The sequence below is a fragment of the Acidovorax sp. JMULE5 genome (assembly GCF_013376875.1).
Lineage (GTDB): Bacteria > Pseudomonadota > Gammaproteobacteria > Burkholderiales > Burkholderiaceae_C > Acidovorax > Acidovorax facilis.
The window spans coordinates 1,642,218-1,666,161 of record NZ_CP035951.1 but is presented as its reverse complement, the minus strand read 5'-3'; the positions used below and the strand labels follow the sequence as shown (position 1 = coordinate 1,666,161).

The window sequence follows — 23,944 nt, the reverse complement described above, 5'->3', positions numbered from 1 at the left end:
TGTGACCGGTGTACGTTTAAAGTCTGGGCATTGTGACAGAAACCAATCCCACGTTCACCGGTGTGGCCGGGCCTTGCGACGCTATGACAGTCATAGCGAAAAGCGATCAAACCAGTGGGTTTGCTGCCGCCAGCACCGCCTTGTGGCAACGTGCTCTGGCCCAGGTGGCCGCACATGCCCAGGCCCATGGCGCCCATTTGGCGCGCACAGTGGTGTTGGTGCCCTACGCCCAGCTCATGCCCTGGGCCCAGCGCCACTGGGCGCTGCAGTTTCCGCAAGGCTTTGCGCCGCGCTTTGAAACCACCCGCAACTGGGCCCGCCAGTTGCAGGTGTTTGAGCCTTCGGCCGACGACTATGCGGGCGACGTGGCGCGCGACACCCTTACGGCCCGCGCCTTGCTCGATCGTGTGGGGCAGGGCGCCCAGCGCGAGATGCTGGCCACGCCACTGCAAGAAGCCGCCGCCCAACTGGCACCCGCCGTGGCCGCTGTGCCCCCCGCGCAGCGCGCCGCCTGGGGCGACGAGGCCCGCAAACTGCTGGCCACCGCCGATGAAGGCAGCAGCCTGCATTACGAGGCCCTGGTGGCGCGCCTGGCGCTGGAATGGGTGCTGGCCTCGCGCCACGCCACCGATGTGCTGTTCGAGCCCGGTGTGCGCGCGGCGGTGGATGCGCTGGTGGTGCTCGAAGGCTTTCAGTCTGACGCGCTGCCCCAGGCCCTTCTGGCCCATTGGGGCGAGCAGGGGGCTTGTGTTGCGCTGCCAGCATTGGTCGATGACTCTCCCGCGCCGCCAAAACGCGCCCTGCATGCCGCCACCGATGCCGAAGACGAAGCCCACCGTGCCGCTGCCTGCGTGCTGGCCCATGTGCGAGATGGCCGGGTGCCCGTCGCGCTGGCCGCCACCGACCGCGCACTGATCCGCCGCGTGCTCGCTCACCTGGACAGCAGCGGCGTGCTGGTGCGCGATGAAAGTGGCTGGATTCTTTCCACCACCCGTGCCGCTTCACGGGTTATGGCCGCGCTGCAGGCTGCGGCGTGGAACGCCTCATCCAACGCGGTGCTGGACTGGGTCAAACACACCCCTGCGCTGATGCCAGGCGAGGTCAACCGCCTGGAGCAATGGCTGCGCAAGGGCGTGGTGCAGCACTGGAGTGCCGCCACCGCGCGGGATCTGAGCGCACAGCCCCACCTGGCCCGCACCGTGGCCACCGTGGAGGCCTGGCGCGACACCCTGCGCGCCGCGCGCCCATTGGCGCAGTGGTTGCCCGCCCTGCGCGTCGTGTTGGAGCAGGCCGGCCAGTGGCAAGGCCTGCAGGCCGACCCTGCTGGCATGCGCGTGCTGGCCGCCTTGCGCCTGCAAGACGGCCAGCAGGCCGAGCTGGACGGCTGGGGCGACAGCGCGGGCCGGCGCATGACGCTGGCCGAATTCACCCGCTGGGCCAAGGACGTGCTCGAAGCCGGGCGCTACGTGGCCGCGCAGGCCGCCGATGCACCCGTGGTGGTGGTGCCCCTGCCGCAACTGCTGGCCCGTCCCTTTGCCGCCGCCGTGCTGCCGGGCTGCGATGAAAAGCGTTTGCAAGCCGCACCTGAACCATCAGGCGACTGGTCGCAGGCCCAGCGCGAGGCCTGGGGCCTGCCCACGCGCCAGTCGCTGGAGGCCGCCCAGCGGGCCGCCTGGGCCCACGCCCTGCGCACGCCCGTGGTGGATGTGCTGTGGCGCACCGGCGATGAGGGCGGCGAGCCCCTGCTGGCCAGTGCCCTGGTGCTGGCCCTGCAACTGGATGGCGCCGCTACACCCGGCACGGACGACCGTGCTGCCCGTGCAGTGGCCGCCACCCCCACCCGGCGTCCCCAGCCCGTGGGCCAGGCGCTGCCCGTGGGGCACCTGTCCTCCACCGCGTATTCCGACCTGCGCCATTGCCCCTACCGCTTTTTTGCCCAGCGCCAGCTGGGTCTGCGCGAGGCTGACGAACTGGATGCCGAAGTGGACAAGCGCGACTTTGGTAACTGGCTGCACGCCGTGCTGCAGCGCTTTCATGAGGCGTTGCTGGCTGAGCCCACCGACCACGTGGACGAGCGCCGCATCCGCATGGACGCCGCCGCCGAGGCTGTCACCCGCGAGCAACGGCTGCAAGACGGAGACTTTCTGCCCTTTGCCGCAGGCTGGGCGCAACTGCGCGACGGCTACCTGCAATGGCTGGCAGAGCACGAGCAACAGGGCGCCACCTTCCGCCAGGCCGAGGTCAAGGCCCGCCAGCCGCTGGGCGACCTGGAGCTGGTCGGCACCCTCGATCGCATCGATGGGGTCTCGTCCACCGGCGAGCCCACTGTGCTGGTGATTGACTACAAAACCGAAAGCGACAGCGTGACCCGCCAGCGCATCAAGAGCGGAGCGGAGGACACGCAACTGGCCTTCTACGCCGCCCTGCTGAGCCACGACACCTTGCGCGCCGCCTACGTCAACGTGGGCGAGCGCGGCGAGACACAGATACACGAACAGGACGAAGTGGTGCACCTGCGCGATGTGCTGATCGAAGGCATCCAGCACGACATGGCCCGCATCGCCGTCGGTGCGCCGCTGCCCGCGCTGGGCGAGGGCTCGGTGTGCGAGTTCTGCGCCGTGCGCGGCCTGTGCCGCAAAGACTACTGGGCGGACGCTGAACAGGCGTTGCCCGCGCAAGAGACGCCATGACCGTCAGCATTCCACAACCCACCCAGGCCGCCTACGAACACAACGGCCGCCCCGTTTCGCGCGAGGCCTTCTACGCCATTGCTTGCGACCCCGCCCGCAGCGTGGCGGTGGAAGCCTGCGCGGGCGCGGGCAAGACCTGGATGCTGGTCTCGCGCATGCTGCGCGCGCTGCTCGACGGCTGTGCGCCCCACGAAATCCTGGCCATCACCTTCACCAAAAAGGCCGCGGGCGAAATGCGCCAGCGCCTGCAAGAATGGTTGGAGCAGTTCAGCCACAAGCCGCTGGAAGAGCTTACGGCCGAGCTGATTGCACGCGGAATCAGCCCCCAAGGCGCGCTGGAAAAGCGCGAGGCGCTACAAAATCTATACCGCCAGCTGCTCGAAGCGGGCCGCCCGGTGCAAATCCGCACTTTCCACAGCTGGTTTGCCGCGCTGCTGGGCACAGCCCCGCTGGCGCTGCTGCAGCAACAGGGCCTGCCCGCGCACTTTGAGCTGCTCGAAGACGATGCCGAGGCCGTGCGCGAGGTCTGGCCCCCGTTCTTGCAGACCGTGGCCGAAAGCGCCAGCCTGCGCGCTGACTACGAAGCCGTGGTGGCTCGCCACGGCCGCTCGCAAACCCACAAGGCCCTAGCGGCCGCGCTGGCCAAGCGGGTGGAGTTTGATCTGGCCGACGAGGCAGGCGTGGTGGATGCGTCGGTACCACCCTTCCAGCTCGCGTACCCCGATCTGGCCGCGTTGGCCGAGCCCTCGGAGGCCCTGCAGACCGATGCCGCCCTGCAACGCTGGCGCAGCCGCGCCGGCGCCCTGGGCGCAGAGGCCAACAAGACCCCGCAGAAGGCGGCGGACGCCATCATCGACGCGCTGGGCTGCACCGACCTGAACCAGCGCCTGGACATGCTGCGCAAGGCGATGTTCGTGGCCAAGGAAGACCGCCTCTCCAAGAACCTGGAGAAGTTCCCTGCCGCGCAGGAGGCTGAGCCCGAGTTGCAGCGCCTGCTCACCGCCCGCCGCCAGCACGAGGCCTGGCAACACCAGCAGCGCATGGCCCGGCTGGCGCGCTGCCTGATTGCGCAGTTTGTGGCCGTCAAGCAGCAGCATGGCTGGGTGGACATGAACGACGTGGAGCGCACCGCCCTGGTCATGCTGGCCGACCCGGTGCTGTCGGGCTGGGTGCAGGAGCGCCTGGACGCCCGCATCCGCCACCTGTTGGTCGATGAGTTTCAGGACACCAACCCGCTGCAGTGGCAGGCGCTGCACGCTTGGCTGTCGGGTTACGCGGGCTCTGGCGGTGGTTCGGCCGCGCCCAGCGTGTTCATTGTGGGCGACCCCAAGCAGAGCATCTACCGCTTTCGCCGCGCCGAACCACAGGTGTTCATCGCTGCGCAGGCGTTTGTGCGCGATGGGCTGCGCGGCGACCTGCTCAGCTGCGACCACACGCGCCGCAACGCACAGGGCGTGATTGCCGCGGTCAACGCCGTCATGGGCCAGGCCCAGGCGCAGAACGAGACCACTGGCTTCCGCGACCACACCACCGAATCGAAACACCCCGGCCAGTTGCTGCGCCTGCCTGCCATCACCGACGCGGACGACGACAGCCAAGGCGCAGGCCGCGACCCCCTGGCCTGGCGCGACAGCCTGACCGAACCCCGCCACGAGGCCGAAGAAACCCAGCGCATGCGCGAGTGCACGCAGGCCGCCGCCTGGGTGGCTGCGCAGATTGCCGCCGGCACCCCGCCCAAAGAGGTGCTGGTGCTGGCCCGCAAGCGCGACCGCCTCGCCAGCATGCAAGACGCCCTGCGCGCCTTGCACCTACCCTGCGTGCAGCCCGAAAAGGCCGACCTGTTCGACGCACCCGAGGTGCAGGACATGGTGGCGCTGCTGGATGTACTGGTCTCGCCCACCCACGACCTGTCGCTGGCCCGCGCGCTCAAGTCGCCCCTTTTCAGCCTGGGCGACGACGCCCTGGTGACCTTGGCCGTGCTGCGCCGCCAGCCGGAACATGCGGGCTGCAGCTGGTTTGATTTGCTATTAAAAAGTGAGCTGCTTGCGCCTGATTTGAAAGCGCTGGGGCCTGTTTTGATTCAATACCAAGACTGGGTGAGTGGCCTGCCGCCGCACGATGCGCTGCATGCCATCTACGAGCACGGCGACGTGCTGGCCCGCTTCGCCGCTGCTGTCCCGGTCACCCAGCGTCAGGCAGTGCAGGCCAACCTGCGCGCGCTGCTGGCGGCATCGCTGCAGCACGACGGCGGCCGCTACCTCACGCCCTATGCGTTTGTGCGGGCCATGAAGAAGGGCGGCGTGCGCGCGCCCGGCCGGGCGGATGCGCAGGCCGTTCGCCTGCTGACGGTGCACGGCGCCAAGGGGCTGGAGGCCGACTGCGTGCTGCTGCTCGACACCGACACCCGCCCGCAAAAGGCCGAGACCATGGGCGTGCTGGTGGACTGGCCTGGCGAGCAGACCGTGCCCTCGGCCTTCGTCTTTCTGGCCAGCGAATCGAACCCGCCGCCCAGTGCAGAGGCCGCGCTGGCCGCCGAGCAGCAGGCCCGCAGCCGCGAGGAGTTGAACATGCTCTACGTGGCCATGACGCGCGCCAAGCATTGCCTGGCGCTGTCGTCCGTGCAACCCGGCAATTCGGCGCCGGGCAGCTGGTGGAACCGACTGGCACCACTGGTGACCGAGGTGGACGCGGGCGCGGCCCCAGCGCCTTCCGCTGGAGCCGGTGCGACCCCCGACACCTTCACCATCGCCGCGCTGCACCCCCTGCTCGAAGCCCTGCAAAGCGCCCGCACCAAACCTGGTGCTGCAGCTGCCGACCCCACCAGTGCTACGCCCGTGGCCATGCCTGGCGACGCCGAGTCCACCCCCCTGTCACGCCAGGGCGACGCCATGCACCAACTGTTGGAGCAGGCCGGTGTGGCCGGTGCCCCGCTGGCCGACCTGCGCACCCACGGCTGGCCTGCTGCGCGCATTGCAAGGCTGGCCAGCGACCACGACATTGCCCCTGCAGCGGCCGAGTTGGCGGCCCGCATGGCACAGGGCATCCTGGCCGGGGAGGGCGCCTGGGCGTGGGACCCGGAGCAGGTGCAGACCGCCATCAACGAAGCCCCGCTGCATTACCAGGGCCAAAGCCTGCGCATCGACCGGCTGGTGCTGCGCCGTGCCCTGTCTGCAGATGACGCCGTGGCAGGCTGGTGGGTGCTCGACTACAAAAGCGCCGCCCAGCCTCAGCGCCAGCAAGCGTTGGTGGCGCAACTGCAGCGCTACCAAGAAGCCGTACAGGCCCTGATGCCGGGCGAGGCCGTGCACGCGGCCTTCCTCACAGGCGATGGGCGTTTGGTGCGGGCAGGGGGCGGGCCCACCCCTGCCGCCGTCGGGCATACTCTCGCCCCCGCTGCGCCGGATGCCTTAGCAAAGCCCGAGCGTCCACGCCCCGCGCCGGGGCCTGCAGATTCTGCGCAAGGCTCTTTGTTTTGACCCGCACCCAGGGCCTCCAACCCGCGCAACGCCCCCACTTTTAGCAAGGTTCTCCCGTGTCTCACACCCTTTCTCCTTCCGATTCACCCGTCGCACCAGCCCTGTCTGCGGGGACTTTGCCGTGCGATGTGGCCATCGTCGGCGGTGGCCCGGCGGGCCTGATGGCGGCCGAGGTGCTGGCCCAGGCGGGGGTGGCCGTTCATCTGTTCGACGCCATGCCCTCGGTGGGGCGCAAATTTCTGCTGGCGGGCAAGGGCGGGCTCAACCTCACACATTCCGAGCCCCATGCTCCGTTTGTCAGCCGCTATGCAGAGCGCCAGCCTCAGCTCGAACCTTTGCTGCAGGAATTTGGCGGGCCCGAGGTCCGGGCCTGGGCGCAAGGCCTGGGTGTGGAGACCTTCGTGGGCACCTCCGGCCGCGTGTTCCCCGCTGACATGAAGGCCGCGCCCTTGCTGCGCGCCTGGTTGCAGCGCCTGCGCGGGCAGGGCGTGGTGTTCCACATGCGACACCGCTGGCTGGGCTGGTCGGACGATGGTGCCCTGCGTTTTGCAGCCCCTGCGGGCGAGGTGCCAGTGGTCGCCAGGTCGGTGGTGTTGGCGCTGGGCGGTGGCAGCTGGGCACGCCTGGGGTCGGATGGTGCCTGGGTGCCGCTGCTGGCGCAGCGCGGTGTGGCTGTGGCGCCGCTGCGGCCCTCCAACTGCGGTTTTGACGTGCTGCGCGCCGATGCGCCGGCGGGTGAGACGCGCCGCGCGTTCTTGCAGGAGCTGATCGGCCGGACCCCCGTTCCCGCTGTGGGCTGGACGCCCCATTTTGTCGAGCGTTTTGCAGGCCAGCCCTTCAAGACGGTGGCGCTGGCTTTTACCGACAGACAGGGCCGTACGTTCAGCCGCAGGGGTGAATTCGTGGCCACAGCGACAGGCGTCGAGGGCAGCCTGGTCTACGCCGCGTCGCACCTGCTGCGCGACGAGATCGAGGCCCACGGCCATGCCACTTTTCATCTGGATTTGCTGCCCGACCACACGCCGGAACGCGTGCTGGTGGAAGTGCGCCATCCACGCGGATCACGTTCATTGTCCAGCCACCTCAAGAGCCGTCTGGGGCTCGATGGCATCAAGGCGGGCATCCTGTATGAACACCTGGGCAAGGACGGCATGAACGACCCGGTGGCTCTGGCACACGCCATCAAGGCACTGCCCATCACGGTCGTGGCCACACGGCCCATCGACGAAGCCATCAGCACCGCCGGTGGTGTGGCTTTTGAGGCGCTGGACACGCACCTCATGGCCCATGCCTTACCGGGCGTGTTCTGCGCGGGCGAAATGCTCGATTGGGAGGCGCCCACCGGGGGCTATCTGCTCACGGCAAGCTTGGCCAGTGGCCGCGTGGCGGGGTTGGGCGCGCTGCACTGGCTGCGCCAAGCTGCCTGAACTTGAACACGCTGAACGAAAGGGGCTTGCGCCTGAGGCGAAGGGCCTGGCCTTGCCAGGCAAGGGGACATCGCGAAGAATGTCGCCGCTGGGAGGGGGCTGCGCGACAGCGCAAAAAAAAGAAGTTGACGAGCCTTACCCCCGGCACTGACTCCACAGTTAGGGCTGCTTGGTTCCCCACCTGACCCGGTTGGCCGCTTCACCATGCGAGGAGGCCCGTCACCATCGATTGTACGACGGATGCGAACGCACTTTTCTGAACAGCCCCGTTGCCGTGGGCGCTGAAAGGACACTCGGCACAGCCCGTAGAATCTGCCGGATGTCCTACCTCGTGCTCGCCCGCAAGTACCGCCCCCGCAATTTCACCGAAATGGTGGGGCAGGAGCATGTGGTGCAGGCCCTCACCAATGCGCTCAACACACAGCGCCTGCACCATGCCTACCTGTTCACAGGCACGCGGGGTGTGGGCAAGACGACGGTGTCGCGCATTCTGGCCAAATCGCTCAACTGCCAGGGGCCCGATGGTCAGGGCGGCATCACCGCCACACCCTGTGGCGTGTGCTCGGCCTGTACGGATATCGACAGTGGTCGCTTCCCGGATTACACCGAGCTGGATGCTGCATCGAACCGGGGTGTGGACGAGGTGCAGAGCCTGCTGGAGCAGGCGGTCTACAAGCCAGTGCAGGGCCGCTTCAAGGTCTTCATGATCGACGAAGTGCACATGCTCACGAACACGGCGTTCAACGCCATGCTCAAGACGCTGGAAGAGCCTCCTGAATACCTCAAGTTCGTGCTGGCCACGACCGACCCGCAGAAGGTGCCGGTGACGGTGCTGAGCCGCTGTCTGCAGTTCAACCTGCGGCCCATGGCGCCCGAGACGGTCCTGAGCCATCTCACGCAGGTGCTGGCGTCCGAGAACGTATCGTCCGAGCCCCAGGCTCTGCGCCTGCTCTCGCGCGCCGCGCGGGGCTCCATGCGCGATGCACTGTCGCTCACCGACCAGGCCATCGCTTTTGGCAGCGGCCAGTTGCAGGAAGCCGCCGTGCGCCAGATGCTGGGTGCGGTGGACCGCTCCTACGTGTTCCGCCTCATCGGCGCGTTGGCCGAGGGCGACGGCAAGACCGTGGTGGAAACCTCGGACACGCTGCGTCTCAATGGCCTGTCTGCCGCCTCCACGCTCGAAGAAATGAGCGCCGTGCTGCAGCGCATGGCGGTGTTCCAGGCCGTGCCCCAGATGGCAGGCGCCGTGGATGCCGACGACCCCGAGGCCGCAGAAACGGCCCGTCTTGCCGCGCTGATGCCTGCTGACGAAACCCAGCTGCTCTACAGCCTGTGCCTGCACGGGCGCGGAGAACTGGGTCTGGCGCCCGATGAGTACGCGGCACTGACCATGGTGCTGCTGCGCTTGCTGGCGTTCAAGCCTGTCAGCGGTGTTGGCGGCGTTGGCGAATCGGCTGAAAAAAAAACTCTGACGCGGGCTGAAGCGGCGTCTTCCAGCCCACCAGCTGCGGTTTCTGCCGCTCCCGCAGCGGCTGCCGTGGCGGTGCCAGCCCCCGTGGCGCGAACGGCGCCGACGCCCGCGCCTGCTCCTCAGGTGCCACCGGCGGTGCCTCCCGCAGTGCCTCCCGCAGTGCCTCCCGCAGTGCCTCCCGCAGTGCCTCCCGCAGTGCCTCCCGCAGTGCCTGCAGCAGTGCCTGCAGCAGGTGCTTCGCCAGCATTGCCACCGGAGATTTCTGCAGAACCCGCCGAATCCGTGGACTCTTCGGAGCCACCGCCCTGGCCAGGCTCGGAAGAGCCGGGTGCTGCGTCACCTGCAAACTCCGCCGCCACGGCACTGCCGGTGCGTACGCCCGAGAGATTTGGACAAAATCAGCGTCCAACGCAACCTCAGCAAGCGCAAGGCGCTCCTGAATATGTAGCAATCCCGGTGCGTGAATCGCCCGAACCAGGGGAGCGTCTGCAACCGTTGCCGCTTTCTGCGCCAACGCCCGTCTCTGCGCGCTACACGCCCACCGAGGAAGGCGATGTCTGGCATGCCACTGTGCAGCAGATGGTGGCGGCAGAATCGATTACCGCCCTGGTGCGCGAACTGGCCCTGCAGTCGCAACTGGTGGCGCGCGATGGGCGGCACTGGTTGCTGCGTGTGGAGCGTGAGTCGCTGAACCAGCCTACTGCACGCGAGCGCCTGCGCGCCGCGCTGGAGGCTGCTGGCCATGCCACCCAGATCAGTGTGGAGGTGGGCCATGTCATCGACAGCCCCGCCCGCCGCAATGCCGCTGCCGCTGCCGAGCGCCAGCGCCGTGCTGAGGAGATTGTGAACAACGACCCCTATGTGCAGTCGCTGGTGCGCGACTATGGCGCGAGAATCGTGCCGGGCAGCATCAAGCCTGCGTGAGATGAAGCGCCCCCTGAGTCGCCTGCGGCGCCTTCCCCCTCTATCGCTTCGCGGGAGGGGGACGCACTCGGTGGCCTGGCAAAGCCAGCTCCACGAGTGCACTGGATTGGCGCGAGCCAGTTTCGACGGCCGCTGACATTGCACAGCACAATACCGTGCATCTCGGATACCGAATCTCTGTCCCTTCATGGGAATCGATCAACCAGAAAGAAAGCAAAGGAAATCACACCATGTTCAACAAAGGACAACTTGCAGGCCTCATGAAGCAAGCCCAGGCGATGCAGGACAACCTCAAGAAGGCGCAGGACGAGCTGGCCTTCATCGAGGTGGAGGGTGAATCGGGCGCGGGCCTGGTGAAAGTGGTGATGACGTGCAAGCACGACGTCAAGCGCATCACCATCGACCCGAGCCTGCTGGCCGAAGACAAGGACATGCTGGAAGACCTCGTTGCGGCGGCGTTCAATGCTGCGGTGCGCAAGGCGGAAGAGACTTCTTCGGAGAAGATGGGCAAGCTCACGCAAGGCATGCCAGGCCTCCCCGGCGGCATGAAATTCCCTTTCTGAGGGTTGGCTACCGAGCGGGCCATCTGCGTCGTTGGGCGGTGCTCGCCATCCTCACGTACTTCAAGTACGTTCCGGTGGCTGTGCTCCGTCCGCCTAGCAGCTGATCCCGCTCGCTACGCCCTTGGGGGCGGGGTGTGAAGGCAAGGACCACATGCCTGTTGTTTTGCCTGCATCCGTTCGGGCTGAGCTTGTCGAAGCCTTGCCCAGCTCGCTCCTCACCTCTTTCCTGCATCGCTCGTTTCCATGTCCACCACCAACTCCCTCGATGTTCTGATCCAGGCGCTGCGCCGCTTGCCGGGGGTGGGGGTGAAGTCTGCGCAGCGCATGGCGTTTCATTTGCTGCAGCATGACCGCGAGGGGGCGCTAGCCCTGTCGCGAGCGCTTTCGGAAGCAGTGGGCACGGTGCACCATTGCGCGCGCTGCCACACGTTCACCGAGGCCGAGGTGTGTAGCACCTGCCTGGACCCTGAGCGCGATGCGACGCGGCTGTGCGTGGTCGAGACACCGGCCGATCAGTCGGCGCTGGAGCGCACGGGGGCGTTCAAGGGGCTGTATTTTGTGCTGATGGGGCGGCTGAGCCCCCTCGATGGCATTGGCCCCAAGGAAATTGGCCTGCAAAAGCTCATGGACCGGGCCACCGATGGCACCGTGCAGGAGGTCATTTTGGCGACCAACTTCAATGCCGAAGGCGAGGCCACGGCCCATGTGATCAGCGAGGCGCTCAAGAGCCGGGGGCTGCACGTGACACGGCTCGCGCGTGGCGTGCCTGTGGGCAGCGAGCTGGAGTACGTGGACCTGGGCACGATTGCGCATGCGCTGGTGGATCGCCGGTAGACCCTTCACGGAATCGGGGCTCAGTGGCGGCTAAAATACTCACAATTTAATAGCTGCTGGCGCTTGTGTATCTAGCGCTGGAGCCAAAAAAGGCTTAAAAATGAATACCACCATGCATGTCGCACGGTTCACAGTGGCCTACTGGTGCGTGCTGATCGCAGCCCTGCTTCCCATGGGCTGCGCCTGGCTGGCCAAGAGTGGCAGCTTCGGCAAGTCGCGCAAGGACGGTGGCTTTGACAACCGCGACCCCCGCGCCTGGATGGCTCGGCAGACCGACTGGCGGGCCCGCGCCAATGCTGCGCAGGCCAACAGTTTCGAAGGCTTGCCGTTCTTCATCGGTGCCGTGATCATCGCGCACCTGCTCGGGGCGGGGCAGACGTTGCTGGACATGTTGGCGCTGCTGTACGTCATGCTGCGCATCTTCTACATCATGATGTACGTGTCCGACATGCCCACCGTGCGCAGCGTGGTCTGGGCCGCAGCATTTTTGGTCAATATCGGCATCCTGTTCGTCGGCTACCGCTGATCTTTGCCAGCCCGGCCTTTGAAGAAGGGCTGGCGCCACTCATTCGGGGGCTGCTGATCGGGCTCCAGTTTCTTTTAACCCTGGTACGTAGAAACCCGCAGGGATTCCCCCTGATGCGGGTTTGTGAGCTCTGGGGCACGATTGTTGCAATGCAGCATTGCTGTTTCCACTGATATTCACGGATTGTCATGACCCGCCCCTTGCTCACCCGCCGCGCCTTTGGCGCCGTCTCCGCCCTGTCGGCGGCGGGGGTGTTTGCGCCTGCCATTGTGCGGGCGCAGGCAGAGGGTGCAGCAGCGTTGGGCAACGTCACCATTGCCGTGGGCGGACAGGGCGTGCTCTACCACCTGCCGCTGGCGCTGGCCGACCAGCTGGGCTACTTCAAGGCGGAAGGTCTGGACGTGACGGTGCGCGATTTTTCGGCCGGCGCCCTGGCCCTGCAGGCGGTGCAGGAGGGTGGGGCCGATGTCTGTGCCGGAGCCTTCGAGCACACCATCCGGCAGCAGGTGCGTGGCCAGTCCTACCGCTCGCTGGTGGTGATGGGGCGTGCGCCTCAACTGGCGCTGGGGGTTTCGCAACGCTCGCTGCCTGCGTACAAGGATCTGGCGGATCTGCAGGGACGGCGCATTGGCGTGTCATCGGTGGGGTCGTCGACGCACCTGGCGGCCAGCGTGGTGCTGGCCCGAGCGGGCATGGGGCCGCGTGACGTGGCGTTTGTGGGCGTGGGTTCTGGCATGGCCGCGATGAATGCGCTGCGTTCCGGACAGGTGCATGCGCTGTGCCATGCCGACCCGATCATGACGCTGCTGGAGCAAAAGGCAGACACACGCATTGCGGGCGACATGCGCTCACTCAAGGCCGCGCAGGAGATGTTTGGCGGCGCCCTGCCAGCCAGCTGTCTTTATGCGCCGCAGCCCTTCCTGCAAAAACATGCCGCCCAGGCCCAGGCACTGGCCAACGGCATCGTGCATGCCCTCAAATGGCTGCAGACCGCTGCCCCGGCAGACCTTGTCAAGGCGGTGCCTCCGGGCTACCTGATGGGAGACCGGGGGCTGTACCTGGCGGCCTTCAGCCGAGTGCGCGAGACCTATTCGACCCACGGGATGATGCCCGAAGATGGCGCAGCCACGTCCTTGCGCGTGCTCTCGCGCGTGCACCCCGAGTTGGCGGATTTCAAGGTGGAGCTGGCACGCACCTACACCAACGATTTCGTGCGCAAGGCGCGGCAGAAATTCAACGTCTGAGCTTGCGCGCCGGATACTCGCTGGGCCACTTTTGAGGTGACCGCAGGGGAGCAGTGGCAGTGCATGACCCCGATTGATCAGTGGATGCCGCGCGCTGTCGCAATGCCTCGACATCCGGGTCGGGAAGATGGCTTACATTCGTCGGCGTTCGGTTTGCCGTAGCCTCGGCCTACCCGTCATCTACCTCACCAGGATTGCTCCATGTCTTTTACCCTCAGCATCGGCCCGCTTGTCTCTTTGATCGCGGGCATTCTCATCCTCGTCATGCCCCGCCTGCTCAGCACCATCGTGGCGCTGTACCTCATCATCATGGGCATTCTGGGGCTGCTGGGCATGCACTCGCTGAAGTTCTGAGGCGCCTGGTGACGCCTTCTTGCGCGTTGCCCGCGGCGTTTCAACGGCGCTTGACCTTGGAGGGGTTTCCCCCTCGGCGTACAGGCGCAGCAGCCGAGCGCTTGGCAGAACCGGAGCGGGCCACCGTGCCACGCGCCTGCGTGGACTGTCGCACGGGCAGGTATACGACCACCTGCTCGCCCAGCTTGAAAGCCGCACTGGCGCGCACGTCGTTCCAGTCGGCCACGCTGGCAGCGCTGAGCTTGTAGCGCCGCGCAATGCTGGCCACGGTTTCACCCTTGCGGGCTCGCACCGTGGTGCGGCGGGTCACGATCTCTGGCGAGAAAGCGACCTGGCCGTTGTCTGCCAGGTGCGAGGAGACGTCCTGCCGAATGGCGGATGAACGCGGGACCATCAACGCCGAGCCTGCCTTGATCAGCATGCGGGGAGGAATGTTGTTGATGCTGCGCAGGTCGTTTTCGCTCATGCCGGCCCGCTGGGCGGCTTCTGAGACCGTCATGGTGGAGGGCACGGACCACACGGTCCAGCTTGCATACTGGCCCTCGCGGCGCGCATCAAGGTTGCGCTGGAACACCTTGGCGTTGTCCCAGGGCAGCAGGATCTGTGGCGTACCGGCAGCCAGAATGACAGGCTTGTTGAACGACGGGTTCAGCGCGCGGAAATCTTCCTCGCGAATGCCTGCCAGCGTGGCCACCAGCGCAACGTCGATGTCGTGGGTGATGTCCACCGTCTGGAAATAGGGGTGGTTTTCGATGAGAGGCAGCTCGGTGCGGAAGGCCTCGGGGTTGGCTACGATGTTCTTCACGGCCTGCAGCTTGGGCACATACATGCGGGTTTCGGCCGGCATGTTCAGGTCGGTGTAGCTGGTCCCTAGCCCCTGCTTCTGGTTGCGGGCAATGGCCCGGCCTACGCTGCCTTCGCCCCAGTTGTAGGCGGCCAGGGCCAGGTGCCAGTCGCCAAACATGCCGTAGAGCTTTTGCAGGTAGTCGAGTGCAGCGCGCGTGGATGCGAGCACATCGCGGCGGTCGTCGCGGAAGGCGTTCTGCTTGAGGTCGAAATAGTTGCCCGTGGCGGGCATGAACTGCCACATGCCGGCCGCCTTGGCGCTGGACACAGCCTGCGGGTTGAACGCGCTTTCGATGTAGGGCAGCAGCGCCAGCTCGGTGGGCATGCCGCGTCGCTCCAGCTCTTCAACGATATGGAAAAGGTACTTGCTGGAGCGCTCGGTCATGCGCTGCATGTAGTCGGGTCGCGTGGCGTACCACTGCTCGCGGTCCTGCACCAGTTCGTGCTGCAGGTCGGGCATGGCAAAGCCTCGGCGGATGCGGTCCCACAGGTCGGCGGGGGCCGAGAGCGAGGCGACCTCGCCGCTGGAGGCCTGCGCGGCGGTGATGGGCCTGAGCGGGCCATTGGGGATGACAGGGGTGTGGGCGGTCCGGGGTGGTGCGCCGGTGGTCGTGGAGGGTGCGCTGTCAGCCGCGCTGTCCTGCGAAGGCCCGGTGGTGGCGCAGCCCGTGAGCCAGAGCGCGCACGCCAGGCAGGCGATGTGCAAAATTTTCATCGAAACTCGTTTTTCCATTGACGCAGTGCGGCCAGTACCGCCACGGCATCGTCTTGATTCACCTTTGCGTCGTAGCCATGGGCCGCCTGGGCCACTGCAGGCTGTCGCACGCGCAGGAAGGGGTTGATGTCTTGCTCTAGGGCCATGCGCGACGGCAGTGTGGGCTGGTGGCGGGCCCGCAGTGCTTCACATTGGCTGCTGTAGTGGAGCAATGCCGCATTGCCGGGTTCCACGGCCCGCGCAAATTTCAGGTTGGAGAGGGTGTACTCGTGGGTGCAGCATACGCGGGTGTTGCCGGGCAACACCGCCAGCTGGTCCAGGGAGTTCAGCATTTGGGCAGGCGTGCCTTCAAACAGCCGGCCACAGCCGCCCGAAAAAAGCGTGTCGCCGCAGAACAGCAGGGGCTCCCCGTCGATGTCGGGGCAGTAGTAGGCAATGTGGCCAGCGGTATGGCCGGGCACATCAATGACTTCGAACCGAAGTCCCATGGTTTCCACGGCATCACCGTGCGCTAGGCGGTGCAGCGGCTCGGGGATTTTCTCGCGTGCGGGGCCGTAGACCACGGCGCCGGTGGCGCTGCGCACGGCATCCACACCGCCGACATGATCGGCATGGTGGTGCGTGACTAGAATGGCCTTCAACTGCACGCCAAGGTGCTGCAGGGCCTGCAGCACAGGCGCGGAATCTCCCGGGTCCACAACGATCGCCTGGCGGCCGTCGTGCAGCATCCAGATGTAGTTGTCGGTAAAGGCGGGCAGCGGCAGCAAGTTCATGAGCGATCAAATTATAGGTTTGCACCACTGGTTCGATTCCCCGCCGGGCCGGTACCTGTTGGCGTGGGAGCAGGCGCGCTTCGATGAGGCGGTCGCCGATATCTTTGGCTACCACAGCCTGCAGCTTGGAATGCCCTTGCTGGATGGCCTTCGCACCAACCGCATGCCGCACCAATGGCTGGCGCTGGGGCAGGAGGCGGTGCGGGGTTCCATCGCCTTTCTAGAGACCGGTAATGGCGATGCCCCCCTGCAGCGCCGCGCGGTGGATCTGCTGACAGAGCCCGTGGCCTTGCCGTTTGCGGCGGCGAGCCTCGATCTGCTGGTGCTGCCCCATACCCTGGAGTTGAGCATTGACCCCCACGCCGCCCTGCGTGAAGTGGAGCGCGTGCTCGTGCCCGAGGGCCGGGTGGTCATCAGCGGGCTGAACCCGACCAGCCTGTGGGGGCTGCGCCAGTGGCGTGCCCGCATGATCCAGCGTCTGGGTGGGGGCACTTTGTACCTGCCGGATGTGGGCGAGTTCATTGGCTACCGGCGCTTGCGCGACTGGCTCAGGCTTTTGAGTTTTGAGGTCGAGTCGGCCCAGTTTGGCTGTTATCGTCCGGCGGTGCGCAGCACCCAGTGGCTGGAGCGTTTTGGCTTCATGGACCCGTTGGGCGAGCGGTGGTGGCCTATTTTTGGCGCGGCCTATTTTCTAGTGGCGGTCAAGCGGGTTCACGGCATGCGGTTGCTGGAGCCCGCCTGGCGGTCCAGCCGGCAGCGTGCCGCCTCCACAGTGCCCATTGCCAACCGGGCAGGCCCGGCGGGTGCAACGGGCAGCACCTCGCGCATATTCACAGACAGCGACGACAGAGACAGGAACACAGTTTGAACCAGGTAGAGATATACACAGATGGCGCCTGCAAGGGCAACCCCGGCCCTGGGGGATGGGGCGCATGGTTGCGTTCGGGATCAACAGAAAAAGAGCTTTTTGGGGGTGAGCTGGGCACCACCAACAACCGCATGGAGCTGATGGCCGTGATCGAGGCGCTGTCGGCCTTGAAGCGCCCCTGCGCCGTGACGCTGTACCTCGACAGCGAATATGTACGCAAGGGCATCACCGAGTGGATTCACGGCTGGAAGGCCAAGGGATGGCGCACGGCCTCCAAGCAGCCGGTCAAGAACGTGGAGCTGTGGCAGCGGCTGGACGCGCTGGTGAGCACGGCTGGCCACCGCATCGAATGGCGCTGGGTGAAAGGGCACTCGGGCGATCCAGGCAACGAGCGGGCCGATGCACTGGCCAACCGGGGTGTCGAAAAAGCCCTGGGGCGTGGGTGACGGTGGGCGTCTATCGGTGCGCAGCGTCTGTGCACCACGGCATCAGAAGCCCCCTCCGGGGCTTTTTTTGTCTCTGCAGCATGTAAAGCCTGCGTAAATCTGCCGCAATTGCCCTTGTGGGTATGCCAAGGTTTGCTGCAGCGCAAGACACGCACTGATACATTGTTTGGCTGCCTTCCCCACATCACCCGCTTCATTGATCCATGGCGTCCAAGAACAAATACATCGTTTTCGCTGTCATCGGCATCGCTGCCGCGTCGGGCGCAGCCTGGTGGCTTCAGAAACCGGCCCAGTCCGTGCGCAGCGAGGCGCCTGCCGACGGCAGGGGTAGCGCCGCGCCGGCTGGTGCGGCGGCCAAGGGTGGGGGCGCAGGCCGCCCCGTGGCGGTAGAGGCCGTGGCTGTGCGGCAGATGGCCTTGCGCGACGATGCCGAGGCCGTGGGCAGTCTGCGGTCGCGCCAGAGTGTGGTGCTGCGCCCCGAGGTGAGCGGTCGCATCACGGCGCTCAACTTTCGCGACGGCGAGCGCGTGCGGCGCGGGCAGGTGCTGGTGCAGTTTGACGACCAGTTGCCCCGCGCTCAGGTCCAGCAGAGCCAGGCCGAGCTGTCCATCGCCCAGGCCAACCACAAGCGCAATCAGGAACTGGTGGCCCAGGGATTCATCAGCCAGCGTTCGGTCGATGAAAGTGCCGCCAACCTTGAAGTGGCGCGGGCCAAATTGTCCTTGGCGCAGGCCACGGCCTCGCGCCTGAAGATCGTGGCGCCGTTTGACGGCATCGCCGGTATTCGCGGGGTGAACGTGGGCGACTACCTCAAGGACGGTGCCGACATCGTCAATGTCGAAGACCTGGATGTGGTGTATGTGGACTTCCGCCTGCCCGAGCGTTTGCAAAGCAAGGTCCGCACGGGCCAGACCGCCCAGGTGGCGTTCGACGCCTTGCCCGGCGTGCGCTACAGCGCCGTGGTGCAGGCCATCAACCCCCAGATTGACGCCGATGGCCGCTCGGTGGTGGTGCGCGGCTGCATTGACAACCGGCGCCTGCAGCTGCGCCCCGGCATGTTTGCGCGCGTGACGGCCGTGTTTTCAGAGCGCAGCGATGCCCGGGTGATCCCCGAGGAAGCCATCGTGCCCGACGGCAGCAGCCCGTATGTGTTCAAGATTGTGGATGGCAAGGAGCCTGGCAGCCGCGTGGCGCGGCGCACACCTGTCAAGCTGGGTGCGCGCACCCCCGGGTTTGTGGAAGTGGTGGATGGTCTGGCCATGGGAGACGTGGTGGTGACCGCAGGCCAGCAGCGCATCCAAAAGGATGGCACTCCAGTGCGTGTGGTGGAACTGGGCAAGCCAGGCAAGCAGAGCAATGGCGGCGCGCCATCACCAGCGCGCGCAGCCGCCTCGGCCGGGGCGGCAGGTGCAGACCGTGCTGCAGGTGCCGTGGCACCAACCGATGCACCAGCGCCCACCGGGGCTGGCAGCGCCAGCAGCTCCCGGGCAGCGGCGCAGCCGATGGCAGCCGCACCCGTTGCCAATGCTGCTACCGCCGCCGCTGCCACTGCCACTGCAGCATCGGCCAATGCCGTAGTGGCGCCGTTGCCCGGCCCTGATCCTTGCCAGCTTGCGGGCAGGCCCGGCCGCGCACCACAAGGCAGCCCACGCCATCCTGCGTGATCGATGAAGTTCCAGGACTGCCATGCAACTCGCTGAAATATCGATACGCCGACCGGTCTTTGCGACCGTGCTCTCGCTGCTGGTGCTGCTGATCGGCGCCGTGAGCTTCACGCGCCTGTCGGTGCGCGAATACCCCAAGATCGACGAACCCGTGGTCACCGTCAGCGTGCGTTATGCGGGCGCGTCGGCCGAGGTGATCGAATCCCAGGTCACCAAGCCGCTCGAAGACTCCATTGCGGGCATTGACGCGGTGGACGTGATCACCTCCATCAGCCGCGCCGAGCAAAGCCAGATCAGCGTGCGCTTTCGGCTGGAGAAAGACGCCGACAACGCCGCCGCCGAGGTGCGCGACCGCACCGCGCGGGTTCGCAACCGCCTGCCCGATGCTGTGGATGAGCCCGTGATCGCCAAGGTGGAGGCCGATGCCTCGCCCGTGATGTGGCTGGCTTTCAGCAGCGAGACACGCACGCCGTTGGAGATCAACGACCTCATCAACCGCATCGTCAAGCCGCGGCTGCAGACGGTGACCGGTGTGGCCGATGTGCCCATCTACGGCGAGCGGAAATACGCCATGCGCGTGTGGCTGGACCCCGAGCGTTTGGCGGGCTACCGCCTGACCACGCAGGACGTGGAAGACGCCATCCGCCGCAACAACCTGGAGCTGCCCGCAGGTCGCATCGAGTCGCAGCAGCGCGAGTTCAGCGTCACCTCGCAGACCGACCTGGCCACGCCGTCGCAGTTTTCCGAGGTGGTGATCCGCACCGTGAACGGCTTCCCGGTCCGAATCCGCGACGTCGCGCGGGTGGAAGAGGGCGCCGCCAGCGACCGCAGCCGCGTGCGCCTGAACGGGCGCGAAGCCATTTCCGTGGGCGTGATCCGCCAGGCCACTGCGAACCCGCTGGAGCTGTCGCAGGGCGTGCGCGCCATGCTGCCCACGCTCAAGGCCGACCTGCCACCGGACATCGGCATCGACATTGCCAACGACAACTCGCTGTTCATCGACCGATCCATCAAAAGCGTCTACACCACCATTGCCGAGGCCGTGGTGCTGGTGGCCCTGGTGATTTTCGTGTTCCTGCGCACCTTCCGCGCGTCCATCATTCCCATCATCACCATCCCGGTGAGCCTCGTGGGCAGTTTTGCGCTGATGTCGCTGGCGGGTTTTTCGATCAACACCCTCACGCTGCTGGCGCTGGTGCTGGCCATCGGCCTGGTGGTGGACGATGCCATCGTGATGCTGGAGAACATCTACCGCCACATCGAAGAAGGGCTGGACCCGTTCTCAGCCGCCATCAAGGGCGCACGCGAAATCGGCTTTGCCATCGTGGCCATGACGCTCACGCTGGTGGCGGTGTATGCCCCGCTGGCCTTTACCCCGGGCCGCACGGGCCGGTTGTTTGTGGAGTTCGCATTGGCCTTGGCGGGCGCGGTGGTGGTGTCCGGCTTCGTGGCGCTGACGCTGTCACCCATGATGTGTTCGCTGCTGCTCAAGCACAACCCGAAGCCCAACTGGTTCGACCGCTCGATGGAGCGCTGGCTCACGTCTCTGTCAGACGCTTATGGCCGCCTTTTGCGATGGCTGGTGACGGCCCGCTGGTCGGCCAAGGGCAGCGAGCGCGGGGGCGTGCGCGGCGCCATCTTCCAGGCCCGCTGGATCGTGCTGGCGGTGATGGCGGTGAGTGGTGCGGCGCTGGTGGTGGTGTACCCCAGCATGCGGCAAGAGCTGTCGCCGCTGGAAGACCGCGGCACCATCCTGGCCAGCGTCACCGCCCCCGACGGCGCCACGCTGGACTACACCAACCGCTACGCACTGGAGCTGGAAAAGATCGGCCAGGACTACCCCGAGTTCGACCGCATCTTCGCCAACATCGGCAACCCCACCGTGGCCCAGGGCAGCGTGATCTACCGCACTGTGGATTGGGAGAAGCGTGACCGCACCACGCTGGAGCTGGCGCGCGAACTGCAGCCCAAGGTGTCGGGCTTGCCTGGCGTCAACGCCTTTCTCATCACGCCGCCGTCGCTGGGTCAGGGCTTTCGCTCGCGTCCGCTCACCTACGTGATCCAGACCTCGGACAGCTACGAAAACCTCAACGCCGTCACCAACGCCTTCATGGCCGAGATCGCGCAGAACCCCGGCATCGTCGGCCCCGATGTGGACCTGCGGCTGAACAAGCCCGAGCTGCGCATCGAAGTCAACCGCGAACGCGCCGCCGACCTGGGCGTGAGCGTGGACGTGGTGGCCAAGGCCATCGAAACCATGTTGGGAGGGCGCACAGTGACGCGCTACAAGCGCGATGCCGAGCAGTACGACGTGATCGTGCAGACCGAGGCCAGGGGTCGCACCACGCCCGAGAACATCGACACCATCTACGTGCGCGGCCGCAACGAAGCCATGATCCCGCTGTCCAGCCTGGTCAACGTGCGCGAAAGCGTGAGCCCGCGTGAGCTGAACCACTTTGGTCAACGCCGCTCGGCCACCATCACGGCCAACCTGTCGCCTGACTACTCGCTGGGCGAGGCGCTGAGCTTCATGGACGCCACGGCGGCGAAAGTGCTCAAGCCCGGCTACACCACCGAACTCAACGGCACCTCGCGCGAGTTCAAGAGCTCGCAGGGGGCGCTGGGCATCGTCTTCGTACTGGCCTTGGTCTTTATCTTCCTGGTGCTGGCCGCGCAGTTCGAGAGTTTCATCGACCCGCTGGTCATCATGGTCTCGGTGCCGCTGTCGATGATTGGTGCGCTGCTGGCGCTCAAGTGGAGCGGCGGCTCGCTCAACGTGTATTCGCAGATCGGGCTGATCACGCTGGTGGGGCTCATCACCAAACACGGCATCTTGATCGTGGAGTTCACCAACCAGCTGCGCGAGCAAGGCATGGAGATGGTGGATGCGCTGGTCAAGGCCTCGGCCCAGCGCCTGCGCCCCATCCTGATGACCACAGGCGCCATGGTGCTGGGGGCCATCCCGCTCGCGCTGGCTTCAGGCGCTGGCGCCGAGACGCGCACGCAGATCGGCTGGGTGATTGTGGGAGGCATGTCGCTGGGTACGTTGCTCACGATCTTCGTGGTGCCCACCACGTACACCCTTTTTGCGCGCAAGTCGGTGCCGGGTGCGAACACGGCCGTGGCTGCCGAGGAGCCTGAGCATCCGCTGCACCCGCCGCACGATTACGTGGCCAAGTAGCCATGTAGAGCCCCAACGGCGGAGCGTTGCGACCAAATAAGAAGCCCCGATGGGGCTTCTTTCTATTCGGAGTCGGACGCGTGCCTCATGCTGGTGCCGAGACGGTGTTTACGGCGTCCAGAACGTCTTGCTGCCCCTGCGGCCGCACCAGGCGGGCGACCTCCTTGCCGTCCTTCAAGAACACCAGCGTGGGCCACAGCTTGACGCCGAACGTGCGACCCAGGCGCTGGCCGGGGCCATCTTCCACCTTGATGTGCGCTACGTCTGCGCGGTCCTTCAGCGCTTGTTCAATCAGTGGCTGCGCGCGCTGGCAGTGGCCGCACCAGGGGGTGCCAAATTCCACAACGGTAGCGCCTGTCAGGCGGTCCACCTCGTCACGGGATGGGGGTTGCGCAAGGTGTTGGGCGGTGTAGGGCATAGGCGCAAGATTTCCAAACGGGTGCAAATGAAAAACCCATTGTGCTGTGCTTCGCCCGCGCGGGGTGCCACGGCCGTGGCGCCTGTGAGGGATGCGTAGCAAGGGCCGCCCCGCAGTGAAGGCGTCGGTCCCCTGGGGGAAGGCGCGAAGCGACTCAGGGGGGGTCAAATAACGCCGTCAAACACCATCACGTCCACCGTGTCGCCCACGGCCACGTTGCCCTGGCCGTGGTGCAGCACGATGAGTCCGTTGGCCTGCACCATCGAGCTGAGCACACCCGAGCCCTGGTTACCCGTGGTGCGCACCTGCAGGGTGCCGTCGGCGGCGGTGGTGATGGTGCCGCGCTGGTACTCCGTGCGGCCGGGCTTCTTGCGCAGGGCTTCGGTGCTGGTGGCTCGCAGCAGCGGTGGGGCGCAGTGGGTGCTGCCCATCATGCGCAGCAGGGCGGGGCGCACAAAGGCCAGGAAGGTCACCATCACCGCCACGGGGTTGCCAGGCAAGCCGAACAACACCGCACCGCTGTGGGGTTGATTGGTATCATTTTGATAGCTGTTAGCGCTTGATGGATAAGCGCTGGAGGCCAATTTGGCGTGATTTTCTGTGGTGGCAATGCGCCCCACCGCCATGGGGCGGCCCGGGCGCATGGCAATGCGCCAGAAGGCCACGTCGCCCAGCTTTTTCATCATGGTGCGCGTGTGGTCGGCCTCGCCCACGCTCACGCCGCCGCTGGTGATGATGGCGTCCGCGCGCTGCGCCGCGTTGCGAAATGCGGCCTCCAACAATTCCGGCTCGTCGCGGACCACGCCCAGGTCGATCACCTCTACGCCCAGCCGCGTGAGCAGGCCGAACACGGTGTAGCGGTTGCTGTCGTACACGGCGCCTTCGCGCGGGGGCTCGCCGAGGCTCAGGATCTCGTCGCCGGTCGAGAAATACGCCACGCGCAGGCGGCGGTACACCGTGACGGTGGGCAGGCCCAGGCTGGCGACCAGGCCCAGCGCAGCAGGCGCCAGCAGCGTGCCCTGGGCCAGCGCCACGCTACCCTCCATCAGGTCTTCACCCTTGAAGCGGCGGTTGTCGCCGGTCTTGAGCACATCGGCCGCGATGGTGATGTGCCCGTCAGCTGCGGCGGCCGTGGTGAACTCCTGCGGCACCACGGTATCGAGGCCCGTGGGCATGATCGCGCCGGTCATGATCTTCACGCACTCGCCCGCCGCCACGGTGCCCACCCAGGCCTTGCCCGCCAGCGCCGTGCCCACCACGCGCAGCGTGAGAGGCTGGCCTTCGACCAGTTGAGCGCCCGCAAACGCATAGCCGTCCATGGCCGAGTTGTCGTGCGGTGGCACGCTGACGGGCGAGACCACGTCCTGCGCCAGCACGCGGCCCAGGGCGCTGAAGAGGGGCAAGTCTTCGGTGGCGCTCACGGGCTCGACCAGCCGTTCCAGAAACGTGTTCACATCGGCAGCGCTCAGAGCCTGCGGGTCGTAGCCTTGCAGTTCGGCGGCAATCTGGGCAATGGTTTTCATG

General features: G+C 66.4%; 17 protein-coding genes and 1 other RNA gene. 13 read left to right on the top strand and 5 right to left on the bottom strand.

Going from position 1 to position 23,944, the window contains the following annotated elements; genetic code table 11:
- Positions 1–83 precede the first annotated feature (83 nt).
- From EXV95_RS07495 to EXV95_RS07485, 3 genes are all read left to right on the top strand, one after another.
- Positions 84–2,690, top strand: a complete 2,607-nt coding sequence (locus tag EXV95_RS07495; protein WP_176886380.1) for a PD-(D/E)XK nuclease family protein — start codon at positions 84–86, stop codon at positions 2,688–2,690.
- Positions 2,687–6,166 carry an exodeoxyribonuclease V subunit beta gene (locus EXV95_RS07490; protein ID WP_176886379.1) on the top strand — a complete coding sequence of 1,160 codons (3,480 nt, stop codon included), beginning with the start codon at positions 2,687–2,689 and terminating at the stop codon, positions 6,164–6,166. Before EXV95_RS07495 ends, EXV95_RS07490 begins: the two co-directional genes overlap by 4 nt.
- A gap of 161 nt (positions 6,167–6,327) precedes the next feature.
- Positions 6,328–7,593: a TIGR03862 family flavoprotein gene (locus EXV95_RS07485; protein ID WP_370460260.1), complete on the top strand. Its 1,266-nt coding sequence runs from the start codon at positions 6,328–6,330 to the stop codon at positions 7,591–7,593.
- 124 nt (positions 7,594–7,717) lie between these two features.
- Here EXV95_RS07485 and ffs read toward each other — a convergent pair.
- Positions 7,718–7,814, bottom strand: an RNA gene (ffs, locus tag EXV95_RS07480) — signal recognition particle sRNA small type.
- Positions 7,815–7,912: 98 nt separating this feature from the next.
- Between ffs and dnaX the strand changes: the two genes are divergently transcribed.
- The 6 genes from dnaX (at position 7,913) to EXV95_RS07450 (ending at position 13,509) form a co-directional block, all read left to right on the top strand.
- Positions 7,913–9,988, top strand: coding sequence for a DNA polymerase III subunit gamma/tau (gene dnaX / locus EXV95_RS07475; RefSeq protein ID WP_176886378.1), 2,076 nt, complete (start codon positions 7,913–7,915; stop codon positions 9,986–9,988).
- A gap of 230 nt (positions 9,989–10,218) precedes the next feature.
- Positions 10,219–10,551, top strand: coding sequence for a YbaB/EbfC family nucleoid-associated protein (locus EXV95_RS07470; RefSeq protein WP_055398201.1), 333 nt, complete (start codon positions 10,219–10,221; stop codon positions 10,549–10,551).
- Positions 10,552–10,794: 243 nt separating this feature from the next.
- Complete coding sequence (gene recR, locus EXV95_RS07465; RefSeq protein ID WP_176886377.1) at positions 10,795–11,385, top strand: recombination mediator RecR; 591 nt, start codon at positions 10,795–10,797, stop codon at positions 11,383–11,385.
- 100 nt (positions 11,386–11,485) lie between these two features.
- Positions 11,486–11,911, top strand: a complete 426-nt coding sequence (locus EXV95_RS07460; RefSeq protein WP_121420522.1) for an MAPEG family protein — start codon at positions 11,486–11,488, stop codon at positions 11,909–11,911.
- A gap of 188 nt (positions 11,912–12,099) precedes the next feature.
- Complete coding sequence (locus EXV95_RS07455; protein WP_176886376.1) at positions 12,100–13,155, top strand: ABC transporter substrate-binding protein; 1,056 nt, start codon at positions 12,100–12,102, stop codon at positions 13,153–13,155.
- Positions 13,156–13,356: 201 nt separating this feature from the next.
- Positions 13,357–13,509, top strand: a complete 153-nt coding sequence (locus EXV95_RS07450; protein ID WP_082437438.1) for a DUF3096 domain-containing protein — start codon at positions 13,357–13,359, stop codon at positions 13,507–13,509.
- Positions 13,510–13,549: 40 nt separating this feature from the next.
- Here EXV95_RS07450 and EXV95_RS07445 read toward each other — a convergent pair whose 3' ends face one another.
- Together EXV95_RS07445 and gloB are read right to left on the bottom strand one after the other, a co-directional pair.
- Positions 13,550–15,070 carry a transglycosylase SLT domain-containing protein gene (locus tag EXV95_RS07445; protein ID WP_176886375.1) on the bottom strand — a complete coding sequence of 507 codons (1,521 nt, stop codon included), beginning with the start codon at positions 15,068–15,070 and terminating at the stop codon, positions 13,550–13,552.
- Positions 15,067–15,843 (bottom strand): hydroxyacylglutathione hydrolase, encoded by a 777-nt coding sequence (gene gloB / locus EXV95_RS07440; RefSeq protein WP_176886374.1) that lies wholly within the window; start codon positions 15,841–15,843, stop codon positions 15,067–15,069. The genes EXV95_RS07445 and gloB overlap by 4 nt, the downstream gene beginning before the upstream one ends.
- Between gloB and EXV95_RS07435 the strand changes: the two genes are divergently transcribed.
- From EXV95_RS07435 to EXV95_RS07420, 4 genes are all read left to right on the top strand, one after another.
- The gene (locus tag EXV95_RS07435) at positions 15,842–16,711 is read left to right on the top strand and encodes a class I SAM-dependent methyltransferase (RefSeq protein ID WP_233559237.1); all 870 of its coding nucleotides are present in this window, start codon (positions 15,842–15,844) and stop codon (positions 16,709–16,711) included. The genes gloB and EXV95_RS07435 overlap by 2 nt on opposite strands.
- A complete protein-coding gene (gene rnhA / locus EXV95_RS07430; RefSeq protein WP_055398194.1) occupies positions 16,708–17,157 on the top strand; it encodes a ribonuclease HI in 450 nt (149 codons plus the stop codon). Before EXV95_RS07435 ends, rnhA begins: the two co-directional genes overlap by 4 nt.
- A 203-nt stretch (positions 17,158–17,360) precedes the next feature.
- Positions 17,361–18,821: an efflux RND transporter periplasmic adaptor subunit gene (locus EXV95_RS07425; RefSeq protein WP_176886373.1), complete on the top strand. Its 1,461-nt coding sequence runs from the start codon at positions 17,361–17,363 to the stop codon at positions 18,819–18,821.
- Positions 18,822–18,843: 22 nt separating this feature from the next.
- Positions 18,844–22,002, top strand: a complete 3,159-nt coding sequence (locus EXV95_RS07420; RefSeq protein WP_176886372.1) for an efflux RND transporter permease subunit — start codon at positions 18,844–18,846, stop codon at positions 22,000–22,002.
- Between the two features lie 85 nt (positions 22,003–22,087).
- Here the strand turns inward: EXV95_RS07420 and EXV95_RS07415 are convergent, their stop codons facing one another.
- Positions 22,088–22,420: a thioredoxin family protein gene (locus tag EXV95_RS07415; RefSeq protein WP_176886371.1), complete on the bottom strand. Its 333-nt coding sequence runs from the start codon at positions 22,418–22,420 to the stop codon at positions 22,088–22,090.
- A 164-nt stretch (positions 22,421–22,584) separates the two neighbouring features.
- On the bottom strand, positions 22,585–23,943 hold the full coding sequence (gene glp / locus EXV95_RS07410; RefSeq protein ID WP_176886370.1) for a gephyrin-like molybdotransferase Glp: 1,359 nt from the start codon (positions 23,941–23,943) through the stop codon (positions 22,585–22,587).
- Position 23,944: the final 1 nt, after the last annotated feature.